The organism is Nocardioides renjunii (assembly GCF_034661175.1).
Classification (GTDB): Bacteria; Actinomycetota; Actinomycetes; order Propionibacteriales; family Nocardioidaceae; genus Nocardioides; species Nocardioides renjunii.
On sequence record NZ_CP141058.1, the window covers coordinates 326791 to 351942 of the forward strand.

Annotated in this window: 26 protein-coding genes, 1 tRNA gene and 1 pseudogene; 11 read left to right on the forward strand and 17 right to left on the reverse strand. The window is 73.3% G+C overall.

The genetic code is table 11. The features are described 5' to 3' along the window. Window positions 1-2 precede the first annotated feature (2 nt). Window positions 3-419 carry a phage holin family protein gene (locus SHK17_RS01475; protein ID WP_172269001.1) on the reverse strand — a complete coding sequence of 139 codons (417 nt, stop codon included), beginning with the start codon at window positions 417-419 and terminating at the stop codon, window positions 3-5. Window positions 420-593: 174 nt separating this feature from the next. Here SHK17_RS01475 and nhaA point away from each other — a divergent pair, with 174 nt between their 5' ends. Further along, entirely contained in the window at window positions 594-2015 is a 1422-nt protein-coding gene (nhaA, locus tag SHK17_RS01480) for a Na+/H+ antiporter NhaA (RefSeq protein ID WP_322920839.1), read from the forward strand. A gap of 109 nt (window positions 2016-2124) precedes the next feature. Here nhaA and acs read toward each other — a convergent pair whose 3' ends face one another. The 3 genes from acs to SHK17_RS01495 form a co-directional block, all read right to left on the reverse strand. Next, complete coding sequence (acs, locus tag SHK17_RS01485) at window positions 2125-4080, reverse strand: acetate--CoA ligase (protein WP_322425719.1); 1956 nt, start codon at window positions 4078-4080, stop codon at window positions 2125-2127. 98 nt (window positions 4081-4178) lie between these two features. Then, window positions 4179-5786 carry a solute symporter family protein gene (locus SHK17_RS01490; protein WP_172269008.1) on the reverse strand — a complete coding sequence of 536 codons (1608 nt, stop codon included), beginning with the start codon at window positions 5784-5786 and terminating at the stop codon, window positions 4179-4181. Then, window positions 5786-6127 (reverse strand): DUF485 domain-containing protein, encoded by a 342-nt coding sequence (locus SHK17_RS01495; protein ID WP_322920840.1) that lies wholly within the window; start codon window positions 6125-6127, stop codon window positions 5786-5788. Before SHK17_RS01495 ends, SHK17_RS01490 begins: the two co-directional genes overlap by 1 nt. 236 nt (window positions 6128-6363) lie before the next feature. On the opposite strand from SHK17_RS01495, the gene SHK17_RS01500 reads away from it, so the two are divergent. Beyond that, window positions 6364-7266 carry an NAD-dependent epimerase/dehydratase family protein gene (locus SHK17_RS01500; RefSeq protein WP_322920841.1) on the forward strand — a complete coding sequence of 301 codons (903 nt, stop codon included), beginning with the start codon at window positions 6364-6366 and terminating at the stop codon, window positions 7264-7266. 53 nt (window positions 7267-7319) lie between these two features. Next, entirely contained in the window at window positions 7320-7712 is a 393-nt protein-coding gene (locus SHK17_RS01505) for a VOC family protein (protein ID WP_322920842.1), read from the forward strand. Between the two features lie 146 nt (window positions 7713-7858). Here the strand turns inward: SHK17_RS01505 and SHK17_RS21145 are convergent. Beyond that, window positions 7859-8140: pseudogene (locus SHK17_RS21145) on the reverse strand (GNAT family N-acetyltransferase); the annotation flags it as partial. Between the two features lie 36 nt (window positions 8141-8176). Next, window positions 8177-8629 (reverse strand): redox-sensitive transcriptional activator SoxR, encoded by a 453-nt coding sequence (soxR, locus tag SHK17_RS01515; protein WP_322920844.1) that lies wholly within the window; start codon window positions 8627-8629, stop codon window positions 8177-8179. A 94-nt stretch (window positions 8630-8723) separates the two neighbouring features. Between soxR and SHK17_RS01520 the strand changes: the two genes are divergently transcribed. From SHK17_RS01520 to SHK17_RS01530, 3 genes are all read left to right on the forward strand, one after another. Continuing rightward, a complete protein-coding gene (locus SHK17_RS01520; RefSeq protein WP_322920845.1) occupies window positions 8724-9401 on the forward strand; it encodes an SDR family oxidoreductase in 678 nt (225 codons plus the stop codon). Continuing rightward, complete coding sequence (locus SHK17_RS01525; RefSeq protein WP_322922000.1) at window positions 9401-10447, forward strand: S-adenosylmethionine:tRNA ribosyltransferase-isomerase; 1047 nt, start codon at window positions 9401-9403, stop codon at window positions 10445-10447. Before SHK17_RS01520 ends, SHK17_RS01525 begins: the two co-directional genes overlap by 1 nt. 202 nt (window positions 10448-10649) lie before the next feature. Further along, window positions 10650-10853, forward strand: coding sequence for a cold-shock protein (locus SHK17_RS01530; RefSeq protein ID WP_172269030.1), 204 nt, complete (start codon window positions 10650-10652; stop codon window positions 10851-10853). A 336-nt stretch (window positions 10854-11189) separates the two neighbouring features. Here the strand turns inward: SHK17_RS01530 and SHK17_RS01535 are convergent, their stop codons facing one another. The 3 genes from SHK17_RS01535 to SHK17_RS01545 form a co-directional block, all read right to left on the reverse strand. After that, the gene (locus tag SHK17_RS01535) at window positions 11190-11798 is read right to left on the reverse strand and encodes a class I SAM-dependent methyltransferase (protein ID WP_322920846.1); all 609 of its coding nucleotides are present in this window, start codon (window positions 11796-11798) and stop codon (window positions 11190-11192) included. A 25-nt stretch (window positions 11799-11823) separates the two neighbouring features. Further along, on the reverse strand, window positions 11824-12447 hold the full coding sequence (locus SHK17_RS01540) for a maleylpyruvate isomerase N-terminal domain-containing protein (protein ID WP_322425710.1): 624 nt from the start codon (window positions 12445-12447) through the stop codon (window positions 11824-11826). 71 nt (window positions 12448-12518) lie between these two features. Next, window positions 12519-13976, reverse strand: coding sequence for a phospholipase D family protein (locus SHK17_RS01545; RefSeq protein ID WP_322920847.1), 1458 nt, complete (start codon window positions 13974-13976; stop codon window positions 12519-12521). A 55-nt stretch (window positions 13977-14031) separates the two neighbouring features. Here SHK17_RS01545 and SHK17_RS01550 point away from each other — a divergent pair, with 55 nt between their 5' ends. Continuing rightward, window positions 14032-14469, forward strand: coding sequence for a hypothetical protein (locus tag SHK17_RS01550; protein ID WP_172269038.1), 438 nt, complete (start codon window positions 14032-14034; stop codon window positions 14467-14469). 48 nt (window positions 14470-14517) lie between these two features. Then, window positions 14518-14928, forward strand: a complete 411-nt coding sequence (locus tag SHK17_RS01555) for a winged helix-turn-helix domain-containing protein (protein WP_322920848.1) — start codon at window positions 14518-14520, stop codon at window positions 14926-14928. Between the two features lie 59 nt (window positions 14929-14987). Here the strand turns inward: SHK17_RS01555 and SHK17_RS01560 are convergent. Beyond that, a tRNA-Gly gene (locus SHK17_RS01560) sits at window positions 14988-15058 on the reverse strand. A gap of 131 nt (window positions 15059-15189) precedes the next feature. Here SHK17_RS01560 and SHK17_RS01565 point away from each other — a divergent pair. After that, window positions 15190-15873, forward strand: coding sequence for a VOC family protein (locus SHK17_RS01565; protein ID WP_322920849.1), 684 nt, complete (start codon window positions 15190-15192; stop codon window positions 15871-15873). 133 nt (window positions 15874-16006) lie between these two features. Here SHK17_RS01565 and SHK17_RS01570 read toward each other — a convergent pair whose 3' ends face one another. The 7 genes from SHK17_RS01570 to SHK17_RS01600 form a co-directional block, all read right to left on the reverse strand. Next, window positions 16007-17524 (reverse strand): sodium/solute symporter, encoded by a 1518-nt coding sequence (locus SHK17_RS01570; protein ID WP_322920850.1) that lies wholly within the window; start codon window positions 17522-17524, stop codon window positions 16007-16009. Between the two features lie 18 nt (window positions 17525-17542). Continuing rightward, the gene (locus SHK17_RS01575) at window positions 17543-17935 is read right to left on the reverse strand and encodes a hypothetical protein (RefSeq protein ID WP_322425706.1); all 393 of its coding nucleotides are present in this window, start codon (window positions 17933-17935) and stop codon (window positions 17543-17545) included. After that, a complete protein-coding gene (locus SHK17_RS01580) occupies window positions 17932-18654 on the reverse strand; it encodes a LytR/AlgR family response regulator transcription factor (RefSeq protein WP_322425705.1) in 723 nt (240 codons plus the stop codon). The genes SHK17_RS01575 and SHK17_RS01580 overlap by 4 nt, the downstream gene beginning before the upstream one ends. Before the next feature lie 20 nt (window positions 18655-18674). Further along, the gene (locus tag SHK17_RS01585) at window positions 18675-19805 is read right to left on the reverse strand and encodes a sensor histidine kinase (protein ID WP_322425704.1); all 1131 of its coding nucleotides are present in this window, start codon (window positions 19803-19805) and stop codon (window positions 18675-18677) included. Window positions 19806-19839: 34 nt separating this feature from the next. After that, window positions 19840-21051, reverse strand: coding sequence for a calcium-binding protein (locus SHK17_RS01590; protein ID WP_322920851.1), 1212 nt, complete (start codon window positions 21049-21051; stop codon window positions 19840-19842). 73 nt (window positions 21052-21124) lie between these two features. Then, window positions 21125-22573, reverse strand: coding sequence for a calcium-binding protein (locus tag SHK17_RS01595; RefSeq protein ID WP_322920852.1), 1449 nt, complete (start codon window positions 22571-22573; stop codon window positions 21125-21127). 22 nt (window positions 22574-22595) lie between these two features. Then, window positions 22596-23447, reverse strand: coding sequence for a class I SAM-dependent methyltransferase (locus tag SHK17_RS01600; protein ID WP_322920853.1), 852 nt, complete (start codon window positions 23445-23447; stop codon window positions 22596-22598). Between the two features lie 115 nt (window positions 23448-23562). On the opposite strand from SHK17_RS01600, the gene SHK17_RS01605 reads away from it, so the two are divergent. Both SHK17_RS01605 and SHK17_RS01610 read left to right on the forward strand, forming a co-directional pair. After that, a complete protein-coding gene (locus SHK17_RS01605; RefSeq protein WP_172269060.1) occupies window positions 23563-24288 on the forward strand; it encodes a hypothetical protein in 726 nt (241 codons plus the stop codon). A gap of 21 nt (window positions 24289-24309) precedes the next feature. Then, window positions 24310-25026 (forward strand): Fic family protein, encoded by a 717-nt coding sequence (locus SHK17_RS01610; protein WP_322920854.1) that lies wholly within the window; start codon window positions 24310-24312, stop codon window positions 25024-25026. The last annotated feature ends 126 nt before the right edge of the window (window positions 25027-25152 follow it).

Consider the following 25152-nt stretch of genomic DNA (forward strand, 5'->3'; position numbering starts at 1 on the left):
CGTCAGCCGTGGCCCTTGAGCGCCTGCGGGATCTGCTTGCCCTGCTCGATCGCGCGCTCGGGCGCCTTGACCTTCTTGACCTGCCGGACGCCGATGAAGGCCAGGAGGGCGGCGACGAGGAGGTAGACCGCGAAGACGATGAGGAACGCCCACTGCAGGTCGAGGCCGTCGCCGTTCCAGTGGATGAAGTAGGCGAACGCGACCGACAGCATGATGACGGCCAGCAGGCCGAGGAACGCCGCTGCGGCGAACAGCCCGATGCCGACGCCGCCGTGCTTGACGCTCACCTTGAGCTCGGTCTTGGCGAGCTGGATCTCCTTGGAGACCAGGGACGAGATGTCGCGCTGGGCGTCCATGACGAGCTTGCCGAGGGTGGGGTCGGAGTCCTTGACCGGGTCGGTCGTCAGGCGGGTCGACATGGGATGCGGTCCTTCGGTGTACGCCGGGGGCTGTCTCTGCGACCCTACCAACGGGTCTGCCCGCGCCCGGTGTCCGTCTAGACTGGGCCGCAGGTGAGCCGGGAAGTCTGGTCGGCCCGTGGCGCGAGTCCGCGGTGACAGTGCCCCGACGACCCCCGAAGGATGCGCCGCCGCATGGCCTCACCCCACGACCCGCACGACTCACCCACCGACTCGCCGCGCGTCCCACCACGCGTGGACGACGACCTCTGGGAGTCCGGTCCCGTCTACATCGCGAGCGACAAGCCGCTCGCCCGGCTCGTCGCGCGACCGGTGCGCGAGTTCCTCCGCGTCGAGGCCGCCGGCTCGCTGCTGCTGCTCCTCGCGGCGGCCGTCGCGCTGGTGTGGGCCAACAGCCCGTGGGCGTCGTCGTACGACGCGCTGTGGCACACCCACCTCGTCCTCGACGTCGGCCCGCTGCACCTCGACGAGTCGTTGCAGCACTGGGTCAACGACGCGCTCATGGTGATCTTCTTCTTCGTGGTCGGCCTGGAGATCAAGTACGAGCTGGTCAACGGCGACCTGCGTGACCCCAAGACCGCGGCCCTGCCGATCGTCGCCGCCGTCGGCGGGATGCTCGTGCCGGCCGGGCTCTACCTCGCCCTCAACCCGCCGGGCAGCGACGGCGCCGCCGGCTGGGGCATCCCGATGGCCACCGACATCGCGTTCGCGGTCGGCGTCCTGGGCATCCTCGGGCGCCGGATCCCGTCGGCGGCCCGGCTGTTCCTGCTGACCCTGGCGATCGTCGACGACATCGGCGCGATCCTGGTCATCGCCGTCTTCTACACCAGCGACCTGTCGCTGACCTGGCTCGCGATCGCGCTCCTGCTGCTGGCGGTGATGGTCGTCGCGCGGCGGCTGCGGATCTGGACGATGGTGCTGTACGCCGTCCTCGGTGTCGGTGTCTGGTACGCCCTGCTCGAGTCCGGCGTCCACGCCACCCTGGCCGGCGTCGCGATCGGGCTGCTCGCGCCTGCCGTGCCGCTGCTCAACGAGGAGGTGGCGCGCCAGCACGCCCGCGAGGCGCTGCGCGACAACACCCTCGACCCGGAGGAGCTGGTCAAGCTGCGCTTCCTGCTCAAGGAGTCGGTGTCGGTGGTCGAGCGGCTGCAGAGCACGCTGCACCCGGTGTCGGCCTACGTCGTGCTGCCGGTCTTCGCCCTGGCCAACGCCGGCGTCGAGCTCGGGGCCATCGGCAAGGTCTTCACCGAGCCGGTGGGGATCGGGATCGTGCTGGGCCTGGTGCTCGGCAAGCCGGTCGGCATCCTGGTGGCGTCGTTCCTGGCCGTACGCCTCGGGCTCGGCCGGCTGCCCGACCACACCACCTGGCCGATGGTCGCCGGACTCGGCGCGGTCGGCGGCATCGGATTCACCGTCTCGATCTTCATCGCGGGGCTGTCGTTCCCCGGCGAGGAGCTGCTGACCGAGGAGGCGAAGATCGCGATCCTGCTGGCCTCGCTGCTCGCCGCCGTCCTCGGCGTGGTCGCGCTGCTGGCGGCGACCCGCGGGCGGGACCACGACGACGTACCGGAGGACGCCGCGGCGTCGTCGTCCTGAGCGTCGTCGTCCTGAGCGTCGTCGTCCTGAGCGTCGTCGTCCTGAGCGTCACACGAGCCCGCACCACCAGGTGCGGGCTCGTATGACGCAGCCAGCGAGGGGCGAGACCTCAGTCCTCCGAGGGCGCCGAGCCCTCCTTGTCCTTGATCAGGTCCATGACCGTGGAGTCGGCGAGGGTGGTCACGTCGCCGACCTCGCGGTGCTCGGCCACGTCCTTGAGCAGGCGGCGCATGATCTTGCCGGAGCGGGTCTTCGGCAGCTCCGGCACGACCATGATCTGGCGCGGCTTGGCGATGGCGCCGATCTCCTTCTGCACGTGCTTGCGCAGCTCCTCGACGATGTCGGGGCCGCCGTCGCCGGCGGACTCGCGGAGGATGACGAAGGCGCACACGGCCTGACCGGTCGTCTCGTCGGCGGCACCCACCACGGCCGCCTCGGCGACCTTGGGGTGGGAGACGAGAGCCGACTCGATCTCGGTGGTGGAGAGCCGGTGGCCCGACACGTTCATCACGTCGTCGACGCGGCCGAGCAGCCAGACGTCGCCGTCCTCGTCGAGCTTGGCGCCGTCGCCGGCGAAGTAGAGGCCCTCCCAGCGCGACCAGTAGGTGTCCTTGAACCGCTGGTCGTCACCCCACAGCGTGCGCAGCATCGCGGGCCACGGCTCCTTGAGCACGAGGTAGCCGCCGTTGCCGTTGCCGACGGAGCGGGCCTCGTCGTCGACGACGTCCGCGACGACGCCGGGCAGCGCCTTCATCGCCGAGCCGGGCTTGCCGGCGGTCACGCCGGGCAGCGGGCTGATCATGATCTGGCCGGTCTCGGTCTGCCACCAGGTGTCGACCACCGGGCAGCGGTCGCCGCCGATGACCTCGCGGTACCAGACGTAGGCCTCGGGGTTGATCGGCTCGCCCACCGAGCCGAGCAGGCGCAGCGACGACATGTCGTAGCCGTCGGGGATCTCGCGGCCCTGCTTCATGAAGGTCCGGATCGCGGTGGGGGCGGTGTAGAAGATCGTCACCTTGTAGTCCTGCACGATCTGCCACCAGCGGCCCTTCTCGGGCGTGCCCTCGTACATCACCTGCGTCGCGCCGTTGGCGAGCGGCCCGTACACCATGTAGGAGTGGCCGGTCACCCACCCGACGTCGGCGGTGCACCAGTAGACGTCGGTCTCCGGCTTGAGGTCGAAGACCTCCCAGTGCGTGAACGACGTCCCGGTGAGGTAGCCGCCGGTGGTGTGCAGGATGCCCTTGGGCTTGCCGGTGGTGCCGGAGGTGTACATGACGTAGAGCGGGTGCTCGGAGTCGTGCATCTCGGCCTCGTGGTCGGGCGAGGCGTTGTCGACGGCGTCGTGCCACCACACGTCGCGGCCCTCGTGCCAGTCGACGTCCTGGCCCGTCCGGCGCACGACCAGGACGTTGCGCACGAGGTCACCGGTCTTCTCGACGGCCTCGTCGACGGCCGGCTTGAGCGCGCTGGCCGCGCCACGGCGGTAGCCGCCGTCGGAGGTGATGACGACGTGCGCCTCGCAGTCGGTGATGCGGGAGGCGAGGGCGTCGGCGGAGAAGCCGCCGAACACGACGGTGTGGGGTGCGCCGAGGCGGGCGCAGGCCAGCATGGCGACGACGACCTCGGGGATCATCGGCATGTAGATGGCGACCCGGTCGCCCTTCTGCACGCCGAGCTCGGTGAGCGCGTTGGCCGCCCTGGACACCTCGTCCTTGAGCTGGGAGTAGGTGATGTCGCGGGTGTCGTCGTCCGGTTCGCCGACCCAGTGCAGCGCGACCTTGTCGCCGTTGCCGGCGTCGACGTGGCGGTCCACGCAGTTGACCGCCGCGTTGAGGGTGCCGCCGACGAACCACTTGGCGAACGGCGGGTTCGACCAGTCGAGGACCTGGTCCCACCGCTGGCCCCAGTCCAGCCGGTCGGCCGCGGCGGCCCAGAAGGCCTCGCGGTCCTCGTCGGCACGGGCGTACGCCTCCTCGGTGACGTTGGCGTTCGCGGCCAGGTCGGCCGGGGGCTCGAAGCGTCGTTCCTCGCGGGACAGGTTGGACAGGGTCTGCTCGGACAAGGCTCTCTCCTGGGGCTGTGCGTCTGTGGGGTCGTGCCCCCTCGCCGAACCTACTCCGGCTCGGCGAGGGGGTCACGGGTGTGCGACCGCGTACGGCGTCAGTGCTGGACGGCCTGCTCGGCGCCGGCGCCGGTGAGGGCGCGGACCTCGAGCTCGGTGAAGCGGTCCTCGGCCTCCGGCTCCTTCGACGTGATGGTGCCGATGTAGCCGAGCAGGAAGCCGATCGGGATCGAGATGATGCCCGGGTTGTTGAGCGGGAAGATCGACCAGTCGGAGTCCGGGAAGAGCGACGTCGGCAGGCCCGACATCACCGGCGAGAAGAACACCAGGCCGACGGCCGCGATGAGGCCGCCGTAGATGCTCCACGTCGCGCCGCGCGTGTTGAAGCGCCGCCAGAACATGTTGAAGATGATCGCCGGCAGGTTGGCGGACGCCGCGACCGCGAAGGCGAGCGCCACCAGGAACGCGATGTTGAGCCGCTGCGCGGGGATCGACAGGGCGATGGCGACCGCTCCGATGACGAAGGCGGCGATGCGGGCGACCCGCACCTCCTCCTTCTCGGTGACGGGCTCGTCCTTCTTGATGACGCCCTTGTAGAGGTCGTGCGCCACCGACGAGGAGCTGGCCAGGGTCAGGCCGGCGACCACCGCGAGGATGGTCGCGAAGGCCACCGCGGCGATGAGGGCGAGCAGGATCGCGCCGCCCGTGGATCCCTCGCCGCCACCGACGGCCTCGGCGAGGAGCGGGGAGGCGAGGTTCTGGTTGCCGCCCTCGAGCGGGTCGACCTGGCTGCGGTCGAGCAGCGCCGCGGCGCCGAAGCCGAGCACCAGCGTCATCAGGTAGAACGCGCCGATGAGCCCGATCGCCCAGAGCACCGACTTCCGCGCGTCCTGCGCGGTCGGCACCGTGTAGAAGCGGATGAGGATGTGCGGCAGGCCGGCGGTGCCGAGCACGAGGGCCAGGCCGAGCGACAGGAAGTCGATCTGCGACGTCAGCGTCGCGCCGTACTGCAGGCCGGGCTGCAGGAACGCCTCGCCCTTGCCGGAGTTGTCGGCCGCCGCGCCGAGCAGCTTCGACAGGTTGAAGTCGAACTCCGCGAGCACGAGCACCACGATGAGCGCCGAGCCGAGCATGAGCAGCACGGCCTTGACGATCTGGACGTAGGTGGTGCCCTTCATGCCGCCGACGACGACGTAGAAGATCATCAGCGCGCCGACGCCCACGATGGTGAGGTTCTTGACGGCCTCGCTGTCGACGCCGAGGAGCAGCGCGACGAGCGTCCCCGCGCCCACCATCTGGGCCAGCAGGTAGAAGATCGAGACCACGACGGTGGAGATCGACGCGGCCGTGCGGACCGGGCGCTGCCGCATCCGGAACGCGAGCTGGTCGGCCATCGTGTAGCGACCGGCGTTGCGCAGCATCTCCGCGACGAGCAGCAGCGCGACGAGCCACGCCACGAGGAAGCCGATGGAGTAGAGGAAGCCGTCGTAGCCGTAGAGCGCGATGGCACCGGAGATGCCGAGGAACGACGCGGCGGACATGTAGTCGCCGCCGATCGCCAGGCCGTTCTGGAAGCCTGAGAACGAGCGCCCGCCGGAGTAGTAGTCGGCCGCAGTCTTGGTCTGGCGGCTCGCCCAGAAGGTGATGCCGACCGTGAGCGCGACGACCGTGAGGAACAGGATCGTGGTGAGGACCTGGGTGTCCATCAGGCGTCGCCCCCCTTGCGGTACTCGGCGTCGAGCTGGCGGGCCAGCGGGTCGAGCTTGGACTGGGAGAAGCGGGCGTACATGTAGGCGAGGCCGAACGTGGTGACGAACTGCAGCAGCCCGAAGACGAGGGCCACGTTGATGTTGCCGACCACCTGGGTGGACATGAAGTCGCCGGCCCAGTTGGAGAGGATGACGTACAGCAGGTACCAGACCAGGAACGCGACCGTCGCCGGGAACACGAAGCCGCGGTAGCGGCGTCGCAGCTCGGCGAACTCGGGTGTCGCGTGCAAGCGGTCGTAGATGGGGTCGTGGCGCGCGGCCTGCTCTTGCTCTGTCACGATCGCGTCCTTCCGAGCACGGGTCGGCCACCGGGTGTGACCGCCGTCACCGTGACACCGGTCACGTCGGCCGGGGGAGGGGAGGACGGCCCCCGGTCGGCCGGTGGGCGCGGCTGGTCGCCCAGCGGTCGGTGTCGTACGACGAGCGGTCGGGGCCGCCCGCCGCCCGGGCGCCGCCCGGGCAGGGAGCCGGGCCGGTCCGGAGCCGCTTCGGGGCCGGTGTCATCGTGGGACGCATGACTTCTCCTCTCGTCGTCGTGACCGGAGCCAACGGCCTCGTGGGCAGCCACGTCGTCCGCGCGCTGAGCCAGAGGGGCGCGACGGTGCGTGCCGTCGTACGCCGGGCCGGCACCGCGCCGGACGGCCCCGGCGTGGAGGAGCACGTGGGCGACTTCGCCGACCCCGGCTTCGCCGAGACCGTGGTCGCCGGTGCCGACGCACTCGTCACGACCGTGCACCCGATGGGCGACGACCGCGAGAGCCAGCGCCGGGTCGGTGTCGACGGCACGATGGCCATCGCGAGCGCCGCGGTGGCTGCCGACGTCGCCCGGCACGTCTACATCTCGACGGCCGGCGTCTACGACCGCAGCCCCGGCGCCGGTGACGCCGACGAGGACGGCCGGCTCGTCGGGGAGGACGGTGGCGACTACGCCGTGGTGAAGCGTGACGTCGACGCCGCGCTCGCGGGGCTGAGCGGCACCACCCGCGTCCTGGTGCGACCGCCGGCGATCCTCGGCCGCGGTGGGTCGTCCGTGTGGAACACCCTGCGCCCCGAGCGGATGCGCGACGACGAGAGCCAACGCCACGCCGTGCCGGAGGCGACCTTCGCGTGGATCCACGTCGACGACCTGGCCGCGCTGGTCGCGGACGTCGCCACCGGCGCCGTCGCGGAGGGCGACGACCCGGACCGGGGACCGGTGGCGGGGGGCTGCACGCCGGTCAACGCCGCGAGCAGCCCGGCGACGCAGCGTGACTACGTCGGCGCGGTCACGGAGGCGCTGGGGCTGGAGCCGACGTGGGACGACGAGCCCGCGTGGACCGGCCAGATCGTCGCCGACCGGGCCCGCCGGTGGGGCTGGGCGCCGCTGGTGTCGCTCGACGACGCGCTGGCGGAGCTGAAGGACGGCCTGCGCGGCTGACCGCAGCCCGGTTCTGTTGACCTCAGGTGCACGTGAGCCGCGAGGATCGGTCCATGACCGAACTGCAGGAGCTCCGGATCACCCTCACCGTCGACGACTTCGACGCGGCGGTGCGGCTCTACCGCGACGCGCTGGGGCTGCCGGAGGTGGCCGACTGGAGCAGCGACGAGGGGCGGGTGCTGCTGCTCGACGCGGGCCGCGCCACGCTCGAGCTCTTCGACGAGCGCCAGGCGGCGATGGTGGACGACCTCGAGGCCGGCCGCCGGGTCTCCGGCACGGTCCGCCTCGCGCTCCGGGTGCCGGACGCTGACGCCACGGCGGCGGCGCTGGCCGGTGCGGGCGCCTCCCCGGTCGCCCCTGCCGTCGACACGCCCTGGGGCGACCGCAACGCGCGCGTGGCCGCTCCGGACGGCATGCAGCTGACCCTCTTCACGGTCCGCGAGTGAGGGTGCCCGGTCCGGTCAGGTGCGCCGCTCCATGAACGTCCCCGGCTCCGCCAGCGGGGTGAAGCCGGCCCGCGCGTGACCGCGTGGGCGTCGCGGGTGGCCAGGACGACGCGGCTGAGACCCATCGGCTCGACGGCCGCCAGCACGGCGTCCACCAGCCGCCGCGCCAGGCCCTGGCCGCGGTGGCCACGGTCGACGTACACGTCGCAGAGCCAGGCGAAGTTCGCGTGGTCGGTGAGGACGCGGGCGTACGCCACCTGCCGCCCGTCGGTCGTGAAGGCGGCGAAGTTGAGCGAGTGCTCGGCGGCGGTCGCGATCTTCTCCCGGCTGCGTCCGAGCGCCCAGTAGGCGTCGGTGCTGAGCCACTCGTGCACGAGGTCGAGGTCCATCTCGGCGAGGTCGGTGCGGATCTCGTAGCCGTCGGTCATGGGCCGATCCTCCCAGCGCGGCGACGACCGGGGCGACTACCCCGACCGCTTCGTGGGGTGCGGTCGCCGGAGCGAGTCGGGCAGCAGCTGGGCGCCGGGACCGCGCTCGCCCACCCAGTCGCCGGGGTTGGAGAAGGCGCAGCTGCGCAGGCTGAGGCAGCCGCACCCGATGCACCCGTCGAGCCCGCTCTTGAGCCGCTGGAGGGCGGCGATCTGCTCGTCGAGCCGGGCGCCCCAGTGCCGCGAGATGCGGTGCCAGTCGGCTTTCGTAGGCGTGCGGTTGCCGGGCAGCCGGGCGAGCTCGTCGCGGATCTCCTCGATGCTCAGCCCGACGTTGGAGGCGGCGCGGATGAAGCCGAGGCGGCGCAGCACGCTGCGCTCGAAGCGCCGCTGACCACCGGACGAGCGGTGCGCCTCGATCAGCCCCTCGGCCTCGTAGTAGCGGATCGCCGACGCGGCGAAGCCACTGCGCTGGGAGATCTCACCCATCGGAAGAAGATCGCGAGGATCCATGGTCACCCCTTGAACTCAAGTTAACTTCAACTTGAACGATAGCCCCATGAACATGAGGACGTGAGCACGGGTGGCACTGGTCACCGGAGGATCGGCCGGTCTCGGACTGGCCCTGAGCAGGGCACTGGCGGAGCAGGGCTGGCAGGTCCTGACGGACGGGAGGACCGGGGAGCGGTTCGCGGACGCGGCGCTCCCCGACGGGGTCACCGCGGTGGTCGGCGACATCACCGACGCCGAGCACCGGGCGCACCTCGTCGCCGAGGTGGCGGCGCGCGGCCGGCTCGACCTGCTGGTCCACAACGCGAGCACGCTCGGCCCCCTCCCCATGCGGCCGCTGGCCGAGGTGGACGTCGCGGACCTGCAGCAGGTGTGGCGCACCAACATCGGTGCCCCGCTGGTGCTCACCTCCGCGCTGCTGCCCTGGCTCGGGCTGGCCGACGGGGTGGTGCTGTCCATCAGCTCCGACGCGGCGGTGAACCACTACGAGTGGTGGGGGCTGTACGGCGCGAGCAAGGCCGCGCTCGACCACGTGACCCTGACCTACGCCGCCGAGACGGGGCTGACCGCCTATGCCGTCGACCCCGGCGACATGCGCACCGCCATGCACCAGGACGCCTTCCCGGGGGAGGACATCTCCGACCGGCCGCTGCCGGAGAGCGTCGTGCCGCAGCTGCTCGCCCTGCTCGGCACCCGCCCGCCGTCGGGTCGCTACCGCGCCTCGGACCTCGCCGTGCAGGAGGCGTCGTGATGCTGCTGTCGGAGACCCCGCAGACTCGCTTCACCGCATCCGCGTTCGCGCCCCGGCCCGCGGAGGAGCGCGGCCTCGCGCGCGACGAGGTGCGGCTGCTGGTCGGCACCCCCGACGGCCTGGAGCACGCGCACTTCCGTGACCTGGCCGCCCACCTGCACGCCGGCGACGTCCTCGTGGTGAACACCTCGGCGACCACCGCGGGCGAGGTCGACGCCTCCCTCGACGGCGCGCCGGTCGTGCTCCACGTGGCCCACCACCTCGAGGACGGCGACCGTGTGGTCGAGCTGCGCACGGCGCCCGACGCCGCCCGCGCCGTCCTGGACGCCGTGCCCGGCGCGGTCGTGACGGTCGGGGACGTACGCCTGGTGCTGCAGGGCCCGTGGCCGGGTGGGGCGTCCTCGCCGACTGGGTCCGGCAACCGCCTCTGGCGCGCCGCGGTGCGCGGCGACCTCGACCGCCAGCTCGACTGGAACGGGCGCCCGATCGCGTACGGCTACCTCGACCGCCGCTATCCCCTCGCCGACTACCAGACCGTCTTCGCCACCCACCCGGGCAGCGCCGAGATGGCGTCGGCCGGCCGGCCCTTCACCCCCGACCTGGTGACCCGGCTGGTCACGGCGGGCGTCCAGGTCGCGCCGGTCACGCTGCACACCGGTGTCTCCTCGCAGGAGGCCGGCGAGGCGCCGGGTCCGGAGTGGTTCGAGGTGCCGCCGACGAGTGCTCGCGTGATCAACGGCGCCCGCGACAACGGCGGCCGCGTGATCGCGGTGGGCACGACGGCGACCCGGGCCGTGGAGTCGTCGGTCCTCGGCCGGCACGTCGTCGCGAGCCGGGGCTGGACCTCGCGCGTGGTGACGCCCGCGCAGCCGCCGCGCGTCGTCGACGGCCTGGTCACCGGGTGGCACGACCCGATGGCCTCGCACCTGCTGCTGGTGGAGGCCGTCGCGGGCGCCGGGCTCACCCAGGCGGCGTACGACGCGGCCGTGGCGGAGGGCTACCTCTGGCACGAGTTCGGCGACTCGGCGCTGCTGCTGAGGAGATGATGGGGCGCCGAAACCCCACCCGCGCCGCCGATGCCGTAGGGTGGACCACGTTGAAGGGACAGTCCGCTGTCCTGGCCGCACACGACGTCGCGGCTCGTATCTCGTTTTTCCTGGTTTTCGGTTCGCTGGACATCAGTACGGATGGATGTCTTCAGCGGTGCGGGCGCAGAGTGCGCCCGACACGAGAACAAAGGAACAGATCATGGCTCAGGGAACTGTCAAGTGGTTCAACGCTGACAAGGGCTTCGGCTTCATCGCGCAGGACGGCGGCGGCGAGGACGTGTTCGTCCACTTCTCCGCGATCCAGTCCAGCGGCTACAAGTCGCTCGAGGAGAACCAGAAGGTCGAGTTCGACCTGGCCCAGGGCCCCAAGGGTCCCCAGGCCGAGAACGTCCGCGTCTCCTGATCTCGCTTCGAGGAGCCCCGACCGCCTGTGCGGTCGGGGCTCCTCGTGCGTTGCGGGCCGGGTGCGGGCCGGGTGCGGGCCGGGTGCGGGCCGGGTCGGGGTCGTGGCGTGAGTCCGTGAGGACCATGTGACGGCGTCGCCACCGCACCGTGAGGGCGCCCGACACGCGACGTGACGATGCTCGTCGCATGAGCACCGGCGGCTCCGGAGTCACCGGATATCCGGTGACCGCCGGGACATCGCGGAAGATCCGAGCCACCCGGTGACCCGGATCTTCCGCGCTCTTGGTCGGGAGGCTGCCCGCGGACGCCCCCCGGCTGGGTAGCGGGCAGCGGGTCAGGGTGCGCCCTCCGCATCCCCGGGTCGCCGGGCGATGACGTGGAACGTGTGCCAGTGCTTCACCACGCCTCCGAAGGACGGGCCGTCGCGCTCCTCCTCGACGAGGTCGACGACCTCGAGCCCGGCCATCAGCTGGTCGACGCCGGATCGCGGGTGGAAGCTCAGCCCCGGTGTGCCGTGCCAGTCGTCGCGCGGACCGAAGAGGTCCACCCCGAGCCAGCCGCCGGGCAGCAGGCTCCGGCGGACCCGCTCCCACACGAACGCGAAGTCGGTGCTCGGGACGAACGGCAGGCTCAGGCTGCTGTGCACCAGCGCCACCCGCCCCGGCGCAACGTCGCGGAGGTCGCCCACGACGGCGGTGACGTCCCCTCCGGCGACCAGGTCCTGGAGCCGGTCCGGCATCGAGGGGTCCGAGTCGACCGCCGTCACGTGCCAGCCCGCGGCCACCAGCGCACGGGTCTCCACACCGCTGCCGCAGCCGAGGTCGAGGGCCGCTCGCCCGTTGCCGGGGCCCGCGTGCTCCAGCAGGCGCTTCGCCAGTGGCCGGACGGGTCGGGTCAGCTGCGCCTCGTTGTACGCCTGCCACGTCGGCCGCTCGCCGCTCACCCGATCAGGGTGGCAGAGGTGGGCGCTACAGCACGGAGAACCCCGCCGGCAGCCCGTCGCGACCGGTGGCCGCGAGCAGCAGCGGGCCCGCGAGCCCGCGGTCGACGGCGAGCCGGGAGGCGAGCGCCAACGCGTGCGACGCCGCCGTGGAAGGTGGGTCGGCGGGGAGGTCCAGCGCCCGCGCGAGGTCGGCGGTGTGCACCACCAGCTCGAAGGTGCGGGTGGGCAGGTAGTCCGCGAGCCGCATCCCGCCCGCGATGGTGGTGACGAGCTCGGCGCCGGAGCACGCGGTGAGCAGGGGTACGACCCGCGCGGCGACGGCGGACACGGCCGCCGACGGATCCGGACCGAGCGCCGCGCCCGCCTCGCGTCCCCGGGCCGCGACGTCGGTCCCGCCGGCGACGGTCCGCGTCGCCGCGTAGTAGTCCGCCGTCGACGCGACCTGCGCGGTGTCAGCGGGCCGGGACAGGTAGGTCTCGACCGTGAGGAGGGCCCGGCTGGTGTGGCCGGCGAGGCTGCGCACGTCCCACTCGCCCAGTCCCGGTCGGTCCCAGCGGTCCCCGACCGACGCGGTGGTCGTGACGAACCACGCCGCGGCCTCCTCGAAGGCGTGGCGCGACTCGTCCCAGGTCGAGGGCGGCTGCGACATGTCCTGATCGTCGCGCCTCGGCGCTGGCGGGTCCAGCGGATCGACGCCGGCGCGGGACCGGCGGGCGCCGCCTAGAAGTCCGACGTCCCGCGCAGGCCGCGGGGTCGGCCGTCGGGGTCGTAGAGCCGGCGGTAGGTCGGGCGGGCCCACAGCGTCGTACGCCGCGAGAGCCGGGGCGGGCGGTGCAGGCCGATGCGGCTGCCCGGTGCGTCGACGCGCTCGCGCCACAGCGACAGCGGGTCGTCGAGGTCGGCCAGGCGCGGGTCGTCGTCGGCCAGGCCGAGGTGCTCGGCCCAGAGCGAGGTGCGCAGGCCGCGCGGCAGCTCGTCGTCCGGGTCGACCACCGCGCAGGTGAGCTCCGAGTCGTGGGTCCACGAGCGGAGGTTGAGGTTGTCGGAGCCGATCGTCATCCACTGGTCGTCGACGATGCACACTTTGGCGTGCACGTAGACCGGGGTGCCCTGCGGGGTGTGCAGGTCGAACATCTCGAACCGGTCCCCGCCCGCCTCGCGCAGCCGGTCCCAGGCGAGCCGCTGCCCGTACTTCATCGGGGGACCGCCCCACCGGGTGTCGTCCTCGGGGAACCGCGGCACGACGGCGATCACGTGCAGCCCGGGCTCGCGCCGCAGCGCGTCGGCCAGCGTCGTGGCCACCACGTCGGACCAGAAGTACTGGTCCTCGATGTAGACGAGCCGACGTGCCCGGCTGAAGGCGCGGGAGTACGCCCGTGCGATCGAGCGCTCGCCCTCGGGTGCGAACGGGTACGCCGGCCGCTTGCGGGGGTAGGTGCGGAGGATCTGCACCTGGTGGCGCCCGGCCTCCGGCGGCGGGTCCCAGCGCTCGGGCAGCGGCTCGGGATGGCGGGGCATGCGGGCGATCCGGTGCGCGACGGCGCGGTAGGGGTTGCGGTGGTCGAGCGGCGTGGGGTCGTCCCACCGCTCCGCGAACGTGTCGAGGACGTGGGCGACGGCCGGTCCCCGGATCTCCGCCATCGCGTCGTGCCACGGCGGCGCGTCGCCGTAGCGGTCGTCCAGCGGCGCAGCCTGCGGGTCGCCACCGTGGGCCGCGTCGTCGCGCCGGCTGTAGCAGAGGTCGATCCCCCCGACGAACGCGACGTCCTCCTCGGGACGGCCCTGGCGGCGCACGACGAACAGCTTCTGGTGGTGCGAGCCGCCGCGCCGTACCCGCTCGTCGAGCAGGGCCTCACCGCCGCACTCGTTGATGATCCGGCCCAGGTGCTCGTTCTCCTCGCCGTTGAGCCGGCCCGGGTGCGAGCGCCACATCAGGGACCGCACCTCCACGTCGCGAGCGGCCGCCGCCCGCAGCAGCTCGGCGACCGTGGGACCGTCCTCGGCCAGCCGCTCGTCGGCGTCGCCGCGCCAGTCCGTGAAGAAGATGCGGTCGCCGGCACCGGTCGCCGAGACGGCCTCGACCAGTCGCGCGAAGTAGTCGACGCCGTGGACCCGCGGCACCACGAGGTTGCCCGACGTCCACGGCCGTTCCGACTCGGGAAGGAACCACTCGCTCACCTGCTCAGGTTGGCAGCAGTCGCCCCGGACGTCGACGGCGTGCCACCCTCAGGGCGTGGCTGATCGTGCACGGGCGCTGACCCCGGAGACCCTCGGTGCCTGGCTCGTGAAGGCCACCGGCGCCGCTCCGTCGACCATCGCCCACGTCCGCGCGGGCTTCACCGGCGTGGAGACGTGGTGCGTGCGACCGACCTACCGGACGGCGCTGGTCGCGGCCGGGCAGCCGGTGCTGCTGTGGGTCAGCGGCACCGAGGCGGACCTGCCCGCCGGCATCTACGCGCACGGCAGGACCGCGGGCCCCGCGGCCGACGGCGTGATGCCGGTGGCGCTCGAGCCGCTCACCGACCCGCTGCCACGGTCGGAGCTGGTCGGGCACCCGGACCTGTCCACCATGGAGGTGCTGCGGATGCCGGCCGGCAGCAACCCGTCGTACGTCACGCCTGGGCAGCTCGAGGCCCTGGCCGCCATGCGCCCGGAGCTGCTCACCGTGTGAGGTCGTGCCGGGCAGTTTTCATGCCTGTTACACGGCGGCGACCCCGCCGTGGCCGCCCTCATGGAGGCGGCCTTCGAGATGTGGGGCGTGCCGACGATCGTCCCCGACCGCTCCCGGCTGGCGGGGATGGTCAAGCAGCTGGAAACCGAGGTGCCGACACGGCGGGACGGCGTCGACGTACGCCTCGCGGACGGGCGGACCCTCATCGTGCACGCAGACTCGCTGCTGCTCGACGGGGTGCCGGTCGAGCTGTCCCCGGTGCCGCTGTCGGTGCTCAACGCCCTGCTGGTCAACCCGGGATTCGTGGTCTCGCGACGCGCGCTGCTGGCCGCGCTGCCCAGCGGCCGGGCCGGCTCCGAGCACGCGGTCGAGATGGCGGTCGCGCGCCTGCGCGCGGCGATCGGCACCAAGGCGGTGGTGACGGTCGTGAAGCGGGGCTACCGCCTCGCGGTCGCCTGAGGGCTCACCTGGCACGTTCGACGGACTGGGCGGACCGGGTCTGGAGCCGTCAGGGCCGGAGCGGACGCGAGGATTCGAACCTCGACCATTTCCCTGGAAGGGAAGTGTGCTGCAACTACACCACGTCCGCACAGCCGGCCCCCCTGACGAGGCTGACGCGTGATCAGTATGGACCACGACGGCCGGACGCCCGTGCCCACCCCGCGGCCCCGCCCTGAGTGTGGGTGGCTGCACCTGCGGCGAGGCGCCTAGCCTGCAGGGATGGCCGTACGCGTGGAGTCGCTGACCGTCCGTGCCGCCGACCCCGAGCGGGCCGCGTCCTTCTGGGGCGACCTCCTCGGCTGGGCACGGTCCGGGGCGTCGCTGGAGTCGGACGGGACCGTTCCCTACGACCTGTTGTTCGTCGCCTCCGACGAGCCGGTGCTGCTCCCGAACCAGGTCCACCTCCACCTGACCAGCAACACCACCACGCAGGAGGAGACCGTGGCCCGGGCGCTCGCGCTGGGCGCGTCGCACCTCGACGTCGGGCAGCGGCCGGACGAGGACCACGTCGTCCTCGCGGACCCCGAGGGCAACGCGTTCTGCGTCACCGAGGAGGGCAACCGCTGGCTCGCGGGCACCGCGTTCCTCGGCGAGCTCGCTGCCGACGGCACCCGCGAGGTCGGCGTCTTCTGGGCCGTGGCCCTCGACTGGCCGCTGGTGTGGGACGAGGACGGCGAGACCGCGATCGCACCGCCGCAGGGCGGGCACAAGATCGCGTGGGGCGGACCGCCGCTCGACGAGCGGCGCGGTCCCAACCGGACGTACCTCTGCCTGGTCGCCGACGACCTCGACACCGAGGTGGACCGGCTGGTGGGACTCGGCGCCACGGTCGTCCGGCGGCTGGGCGGTCGAGTCGAGATGGCCGACCCGGACGGCAACGAGCTCTGGGTGCGCGGGGGCTGAGGGGGCAGTCCGGACACGTGTCCGAGGAACTGCCCTCGGACCGACCGTCGGAGGGCAGCAACGCGGACACGTGTCCGAGGAACTGCCCTCGGAGCCACCGCCGGAGGGCAACAACGCGGACACGTGTGCCCCGCTAGCCGCGCTCCAGCTCCACGGCCTCCGGCGTGTGGAGCCGCACCATGAACCGGCCGGCGTGGGCGGGGACCGAGGCGCGGGTCGCCCGGGAGACCACCACCATCGTGAGGAACGACGCGGGCACGGACCACGCGGCGGGCTGGCCGAGCATGGCGGCGGTCCAGCCCGAGGACGACGAGGTCGCGAGGGTCCACGCCACCGCGGCCCCCGACCCCAGCCCGCCGACGAGCAGGCCGGCCACCGCGCCGGCCGGCGTGAGGCCTCGCCACCAGATGCCGAGCATGAGCAGCGGGGCGAAGGTCGAGGCCGTCACCGCGAAGGCCAGGCCCACCGTCCGCGCCACCGCGACGTCCTGCGCGGGCAGTGACACGAGCAGGGGTACGACGACCGCGACCGCGGCCGCCACGCGGAAGGCCGCGACCCCGCCGAGGCGGTGGCGGCCCCACCGCCGTCCGGTCACGTCCTGCGACAGCACGCCGGCCACGGCGATCGTCAGCCCCGAGCTCGTGGACAGGAAGGCCGCGAACGCGCCGGCGGTCACCAGCCCGGTGAGCACGGCCCCGAGGAGGCCGCCGACCACGAGGCTCGGCAGCTCCAGCACGAGCACGTCCGACCGGCCCTCGACCAGGCCGGGTGCGTAGACGCGGCCGAGGGCGCCGTACAGCGGGGGGAGGACGTAGAAGATCCCCAGCAGCACCAGCACCGCCAGCGTCGTGCGGCGGGCGGCCCGGCCGTCGGGGTTGGTGTAGAAACGCACGACCACGTGCGGCAGGCCCATCGTGCCGAGGAAGGTCGCGACGATCAGCGAGTACGTCGTGTAGAGCCCGATCCCGCCGCCCGGCGAGGCCAGCGGCACCGACCACGAGCGCGGCGCCGCGGCCGCCGGGTCGGCGGCACCGTCGGCCAGCCAGACCGCGAGGAGCACGAAGACGGGCACGAGGAGGGCCGTCAGCTTGAGCCAGTACTGGAACGCCTGCACGAAGGTGATCGACCGCATCCCGCCGGGGCTGACCGACGCGAGCACGACGAGGGCGACGACGAGCGAGCCGGCCCACGGCGGTGCGCCGATCGTGGCGCGCAGCGTGACGCCGGCGCCCTGGAACTGTGGCAGCAGGTAGAGCCAGCCGATGCCCACCACGAGCACCGAGCACAGCTTGCGCACCCCTCGGGAGCCGAGCCGCGCCTCGGCGAAGTCCGGCAGCGTGTAGGCCCCGGACCGGCGCAGCGGAGCGGCGACGAGGACCAGGAGGACGAGGTAGCCGGCGGTCCAGCCGACGGGGTACCAGAGCATCTCCGCGCCGAAGACCAGCAGCAGTCCGGCGACGCCGAGGAAGGACGCGGCGGAGAGGTACTCCCCGCCGATCGCGCTCGCATTGAGCCGGGGCCGGACCGTCCGCGAGGCGACGAAGAAGTCGCTGGTGGTGCGGGAGATGCGCAGCCCCCACGTGCCGATCACCAGCGTCGCGAGCGACACCAGCACGACCGCCACGACGCCGGGCACGACGTCCGTGCTCATCGGGTCCTCATCGGGCGCTCACGCCTCGTCCTCCGGCAGGACGGTCCCCACGAGGTCGGCGAAGTCGCGCTCGTTGCTCTCGGCGCGGCGGATGTAGACCCAGCCGAGCACCACCAGCCACGGGTAGGTCAGCACCCCGAGCAGGAGCCAGGCCAGCGGCACCGGCCCGACGTGCACCTCGCCGAGGCCGGGGAGGAGGTGGAACGCCACCGGCAGCAGGCCGACCGTCAGCGCGAGCGCGGCCAGCACCCGCAGCGCCAGGACGAGCTGCTCGCGCAGCAGCGAGCGCATGAAGACCTCGCCGAGCGCGGTCTCGGCGTCGATCTCGCGCGTCCCGGCGGAGCGTACGACGTCCGCGCGACGCCGCGGCGGCCCCGTGACCCGCACCCGGGGCGGCGGCTGGTCGCTCACGAGTCGCGCCGGGTCAGGACCGAGCGGAGCTCGCGGGTGTGCCGCCGGCTCACCGGGAGCTCGGTGCCGCCGATGACGACGCTCACCCGGCCGCCCTCGCTGCGGACCTCCTCGACGTGGGGGAGCGCGACCAGCACGGAGCGGTGGATCCGGACGAAGCCCGCCGAGGCCCACTGCTCGGCGAGCGAGCCGAGGGGCGTGCGGACCAGGTGCGACCCGTCGGCGGTGTGCAGGCGGGCGTAGTCGCCCTGCGCCTCCACGTGGGTGATCTCCGAGCGGTTGATGAACCGGGTCACGCCGCCGCGCTCGACCGGGATCTGCACGTCGCCCGACGGTGCCGGGCCGCCGGCCTCCACGACGCGGCGTACGGCCTCGGCGAGGCGCTCCTCCCGCACCGGCTTGAGGACGTAGTCGACGGCGCGCAGCTCGAAGGCGGCGACCGCGTGCTCCTCGTGGGCGGTCACGAAGACCACCGGCGGGGGCTGCTTGAAGCGCGAGAGGACCTGCGCCAGGTCGAGCCCGGTCAGGCCGGGCATCTGGATGTCCAGGAAGACCGCGTCGACCTCCTCGGCCTGCAGCACCCGGAGCGCCTCGGTGGCGGAGTCGCTGCCGCGCACCTCGCCGATGCGCGGGTCGCGGCCGAGGAGGAAGGTGAGCTCGTCGAGGGCGGGCCGCTCGTCGTCGATGACGAGGACCTTCAGGGGCGGGACACCACTCATGCCTGCACTCATGCCTGCACTCACACCTGCACTCCGGGGGCGAACTTCGGCACCCGGACGATCACCTTGGTGCCGGCACCGGGGGCCGTCTCGACCACCAGACCGTAGTCGTCGCCGTAGGCGTTGCGCAGCCGCGCGTCCACGTTGCCGAGGCCGACCGAGTCCATCGACGTGTCCCCGGCGAGCGCCTGCCGGACCCGCTCGGGGTCCTCGCCGGTGCCGTCGTCCTCGACCTCGATGACGCACTCCTGGTCGAGGTCGCGCGCGGTGATGGAGAGCCGTCCGACGCCGTCGGACTTGTCGGCGCTCGCCTCGAGGCCGTGGCGCACGGCGTTCTCGACGAGCGGCTGGATGCACAGGAAGGGCACCGCCACCGGCAGCACCTCGGGTGCGACCTGCAGCGTCACCTGCAGGCGGTCGCCGAACCTGGCCTGCTCCAGCAGCAGGTAGCGCTCGACGGAGCGGAGCTCCTCGGCGAGCGTCGTGTACTCGCCGTGGCGGCGGAAGGAGTAGCGGGTGAAGTCGGCGAACTCGAGCAGCAGCTCGCGGGCGCGGTCGGGGTCGGTGCGCACGAAGCTGGCGATGGCGCCGAGCGAGTTGTAGATGAAGTGGGGGCTGATCTGGGCCCGCAGCGCGCGGACCTCCGCCTCCATCAGGCGCGTGCGCGACAGGTCCAGCTCGGCCAGCTCGAGCTGGCCGCTGACCCACGACGCCACCTCGTCGGCGGCCCGGACGAGGCCCCCGGTCGTGTGCGGGGCGCCCACGACGAGCGCCCCGACGAGCGTGTCCTCGACGACCAGCGGGCTGACGATCGCCTGGCGCACCTCGCAGCCACCGTCCTCGCAGACGAGCGTCCGCTGGTCGACGATCATCGTGCGCCCGGTCTCGGCGACCTGCTGGATCGTGCCCGGCAGCTGGGTGCGGTGGTGCCCGCCCAGCCCGTCCCACGCGAGCAGCCCGCTCGTGTCGCCCAGGCCGGCGGCCGGCGTGCCGAGGAGCGCGCGCAGGTGGCGTACGGACCGCTCGGCGCTCGCCGACGTCAGCCCCTCCCGCAGCGCAGGGCTGGCGAGGGAGGCGTTGTGCAGCGCGCGGAAGGCGGCGCGGTCGGACTCGCCGCCCAGCGACGTACGCCGCCACCGCCACCTCGCCACGGTCGCGACCCTAGCCGGAGCGGGCCGCGACCGGTCAGCGCTCGCAGCGGCGCTCGCGCTCGGCGGCGCACCGGTCGCGGCCCAGGCCGCCGTCGGCCCTGTCGCGGTCCCCGCCGCCGGTGAGCCGGTCCGTGCCGTTGCCGCCGCGGAGCACGTCGCGCCCGTCGTTGCCGGCGACGACGTCGTTGCCGCGCGTGCCCGTGATGGCGTCCGCGCCCGGTCCGCCGTCGATGCGCGCGGACTCCTGGCAGTCGAGGTCGGGCTCGAAGATCGGGTCGTACGTGCGCCGGAGGCTGTCGCCGCCCTCGCGGCCCTTGACCACGGCGCGGCACGCGGTGAACCCAAGCGTGTTGCGGTCCGGGTCGCCGCGGAGGAGGAGCTCAGGGGCGACGACCTCGGCGTCCTCGAAGTCGGGCACGATGACGCGGTAGGACGTCGGGGCGTCGACGACGATCCGGTAGCGCTTGAGGTCGACCTCGAGCGCGACGTCGACGGAGGTGACCCCGAGGAGGTCGCGGCCGGAGCCGCCCTGGACCCGGCTGCCCTCGAGCGGCGCCGCGCCTGTGCGGAAGGTGTCGTCGCCCCTGCCGAGCGCGACGTCCACCTGCGACGGCACGCGGCTCCGGTCCACGACGACCTCGTGGGCGTCGGAGCCGACGAAGGTGAGCGGGCGTGGCTCGGTCGAGGCGCCGGTCCAGAACTCCTCGAGCCCGCTCCACGTCGTCCGCACGACGCCGTCGGAGGTGAACCGGCCGGCGAGGTTGTCGACGACGGCGCTCCCGGGTCCGGTCGTCAGGAACAGGGCGTCCGAGCCCTCGCCGCCGTCGACGACGTCGGCGGTCGCGGAGGTGGCGTCGGGGTAGCTGACGGTGATCCGGTCCTCTGCACCACCGCCGAGGAAGGAGTCGGCGCCGGTGCCGAGGGTGGCGAAGACCGCCTGCCGGGGCGAGACCGTCCCGTCGACGGCGTCGTTGCCCGCCCCGGTGTCGACCAGCAGGTAGGGGTGGCGCTCGCCGGAGATGCAGACCAGGTCGTCGCCGCCAAGGGTGTCGACCCGCGTCGCGCCGTTGCTGACCACGACGTCCGGGCCGTCGGTGCCGGCGACGGGGCGGTCGGCCGTGCCCACGACCGTGGCCGGCCGGCCCTGGCAGGTCTCGGCCGCGGCGCTTGCCGGGCCCGAGACGGTGGTCGGTGCCAGCAGGGCCAGGCCCAGCAGGCCGGCCGCGGTCAGTGTCGTACGACGCATGGTGTCCCTCGGAGATCGATGTCGCTTGTCGGGTTGTGTGATGCGCGAGGCGGCCGCGGAGTTGCGGGAGCGGTCACCGCTCGCAGCTGCGCTCGCGCTCGGCGACGCAGCGGTCGCGGCCGTTCGACCCGTCGGCGGTGTCGCGTCCCGGTCCGCCGAGCAGCGTGTCGGCGGAGGCCCGGCCCCTCAGCACGTCGCGGCCCTGGTCCCCGCGCACGTCGTCACGGCCCTCGCCGCCGTCGAGGACGTCGTTCCCGCCGCCGCCGCGGATGCGGTCGCTGCCGCCCCGGCCCTCGACCTGGTCGCGCCCAGGGCCGCCGATGAGGCGGTCGTCGCCCGAGTTGCCGCGGACGGTGTCGCGGCCGTCGCCGCCGTCGACGGAGGCGTCGCCGACGCAGTCGAACTCGTAGCTCTCGAAGAGCGAGTCGTAGGCCCACCGCAGGCTGTCGTCGCCCGGACCGCCACGCAGGACGGCGTCGCATCCGGTCCACGTCAGGTCGTTGCCGTCGGCGTCGCCGGTCATGGCGACGGTGGGAGCCAGCAGCCAGGCGTGCTCCACCCCCAGGGCCGGCACCTCGACGCCGTCGACGGCCAGGAGGTCACCGGCAAGGTCGACCGCGAGCCGGCCGGTCCTGGTCGCCGCGACCACGTCGTCCTGCCCGGCGCCGGCGTCGAAGCGGCTCCCGGCCGCGATCGTGGCTGGGGCGACGCTGACGGAGTCGTCGCCGCCGCCTGTCGCCACCTGCAGGACGGGCGTGCCGTCCACGGGCTGCACGTCGAGGTCGTCCGGTCCCTCGGTTCCCCGGTAGCCCACCGTGCCGTCGCCGACGCTCAGGTCGATGGCCTCGAACGAGCCGAAGCTCGCGGTCCCCGCGGCGGTCGTGAAGGTGCCGAGGACCATGTCGACGGCGAGGTCGCCGTCGCCGGCGGCCAGGCGCAGCGCGTCGCCACCCGCGCCGCCGTCCACCACGGCGTCCGCAGCGAGGGCGGGAGCGCCGAGGTAGAGCTGGTCGGGCCCCTCGCCCAGGCGTACGACGTCACGGTTGGGCGTGCCGGGCGAGCCCGTGAAGACGCCGTCACCACCCGCGCCGGTGTCGATCGTGTCGATCTCGGTGTCGGTCTGCGGCGCGGCCCGGTCGCCTCCGTAGACGGTGTCGTTGACGCTGCCCCCGAAGTACGAGTCGGCGCCGGGCCCCAGCTCGCTCGAGACGTAGTAGGTCCCCGAGGTCGCCGTCGTGTCCACCACGTCGGCCCCGGCGCCCGCGGCCACGGACAGCGCGTTGGAGCTGGTGTCGGTCATGGCGACGCAGATCAGGTCGTCGCCGCCGCGTGCGTCCACGACACCGGCCGTGGCCGTGACGATCACGTCCCGACCCTCCGTGCCCGTGATCTTCGCGCCGGTGCCCACGATGGTCGCGGCCTCCCCGCGGCAGGTCTGCGCCGCGGCGGTGGCGGACGTGGTCGGTGCGAGCAGGGCCAGCCCGAGCAGGCCGGCAGCGGTGAGTGTCGTCGTACGACGCATGGGTCCCCCGAGGTGCGGTGGTTCAGCGGAAGTCGATGAGCAACATGTCGGTGTCGGTGCCGTCGCTCACGACCGGTCCTTCCTGTGACGGCTCGCCCCCGCCGGAAGTTGCCTGCTCGTCGCGGTCGACCACCGCGGCGCGGTAGCACCGGGTGACGTAGGGGACCTGCATGCCGTCCATGCCGCGGCCGTAGTCCTCGTAGAAGGCGAGCAGCTCGGCGAGGTGCCGCTCCCGCGCCGCGTCGTCCATGGTCGCGAAGCTCGAGCGGGACCGGGCGAGGTCGAGGACCGTCTCGCGGTTGACCTCCTGCCAGTGCTTGAAGGTCGTCGCCTCCATGGCGCCGAAGAGCTCGCTCTCGGCCAGGTGCTGCGCCGAGGAGGTGTTGGAGTCCTGGCGGCCGAGGATGTCGCCCATCCGGCGCACCCAGGGGATCCGCTCGTCACGGCTGTTCCACACCAGCGCCAGGTGGCCGCCGGGCTTGAGGACCCGGGCGATCTCGACGAGCGCCGCCTCGTGGTCGAACCAGTGGAACGCCTGCGCGACCACCACCACGTCGACCGAGCGGTCGTTGGCCGGGATCTCCTCCGCGGTCGCGACCTTCGCGCTGACCTCCGGCACCCGCTCGTGGAGCATCGCCAGCATCGCCTCGTCGGGCTCGGTCGCGAAGACCGCGTGGCCCTGGTCGACCAGCTGCCGGGTCAGCTTGCCGGTGCCGGCCCCGAGCTCGAGGACGACCTTGGCCTCCCCGCCCGCCAGCCACGCGGCCGCCTCGACGGGGTACGACGGCCGGCCCCGGTCGTACGCCTCCGCGACGGCACCGAACGACCGCGCGGGGTCGACGCCGGCGGGGGACTCGGGGCTCTCGTCGCTCATCCGCCTCAGGCTACAAGCGCACGGGGGCCCTCAGCGAGGTGCCTCGCAGCGCGTCAGCCGTCAGCCGCGCCGCGCGTGCGCCCGGGCGGGGGTCGCCGCGCCCTACGCTGCTCGCGTGAGCTCGTTCCAGCGCCTCGACGCGGCGCCCGTGCAGGACACCGTGGCGCGACTCGAGTCCCGCATCCGGGCGCGGTTCCCCGAGCGCGGGCTGCTCGCCGTGGCGGGTGAGCTGCGGGTGCTGACCGCCGACGTGGCGGCGGGAGCGTCGGCGATCCGCGAGCGGATCCGGTGGGTACGCCTGGCCTCGCGCGCCGTGGCGGCGCTCGTGCTGCTCGCCACGGTCGCGGTCTTCGTGCTCGCCTCGCGCGACGCCGTACGAGCCGGCCCCGACCGCTCCTTCGAGTGGGTGCCGCTGATCGAGTCCACCATCAACGACCTCGTCTTCGCGGGGCTCGCCCTGTGGTTCCTCTACGCCCTGCCGCAGCGGCTCGAGCGCGGCCACCTCCTCGACCTGCTGCACCGGCTGCGGTCCCTGGCCCACATCGTCGACATGCACCAGCTGACCAAGGACCCCGAGCGGCTGCGTGCGGACTTCGAGGAGACCGAGGCCTCCGTGGCGCTCGACCTCACGCGGGCGGAGATGGAGCACTACCTCGACTACTGCTCGGAGCTGCTGTCCCTGGTCGGCAAGGTGGCGGCGCTGTGCGCCGAGGAGTCCAGGGACTCACTGGTGCTGACCACGGTCAGCGACCTCGAGACGCTGACCACCGGCATGTCGCGCAAGATCTGGCAGAAGATCTCGCTGCTGCCGCGCGAGGGCGCCCGCCCGGTCGTGGACTGAGCGCGACTACCGTTCCTCCCCATGACCGACCCGCTCGCCTGGCTCACCGACCTCGAAGGGGTCCGCTCGGCCTACGCCGGCACGCGCGACGGGATCGACGTGATGCTGCGCGACCGCGGCCTGCGGCGTACGTCGCCGGAGATGACCGCCGAGTCCCTGCTGCGCGGCGCCCACGCGAGCGCCGTCCTCGAGGGCTCGACGGCCACGCTCGAGCAGGTGCGGGCGGGTGAGGGCGACGACATCGCCGCCGACGCCGTACGGCTCTCGGCCTCCATGCTGGCCCTCGCGCCGCTGCTCAAGACCGCGCCGCTGCAGGCGGTCGCGCGGCTGCACGCCGTCGTGGGTGCGTCCGCGCTCGGCCCCGAGGAGCTGGGGCGCCCGCGGGACGCCGCCTCGGCCGACCGGCTCCGCGGGGTGGCCGAGCTGCTGCTCTCCGGCACCGAGGCGCCGGCGCTGCTCGTCGCGGCGGTCGCGCACGCCGACGTGGCGACGGCGGCGCCGTTCGCCTCGCACAACGGCATCGTGGCCCGGGCCCTCGAGCGCCTCGTGCTGGTCTCGCGCGGCGTGGACGCCAAGTCGCTCGTCGTGCCGGAGGCCGGGCACCTGGCCCACCGGGCGGCGTACGAGTCCAACCTGCGTGCCTACGGCAGCGGCGGTCCGAGCGGGGTGCACGCCTGGGCGCTCTACGGGGCCGAGGCGTTCGCCGCCGGCGCGGAGGAGTCACCGCTGCGGGGCTGACCCGGTGCCACCGGCCGAGCATGCGAGCGGCACCCGCTCGCGTGGATCGGGTGCCGCCGCCGACACGTGACTCCTGGCTACCAAGCGTGCACTCTCTAAGTCGCCGCCCTCGGGCAGATCCCGATT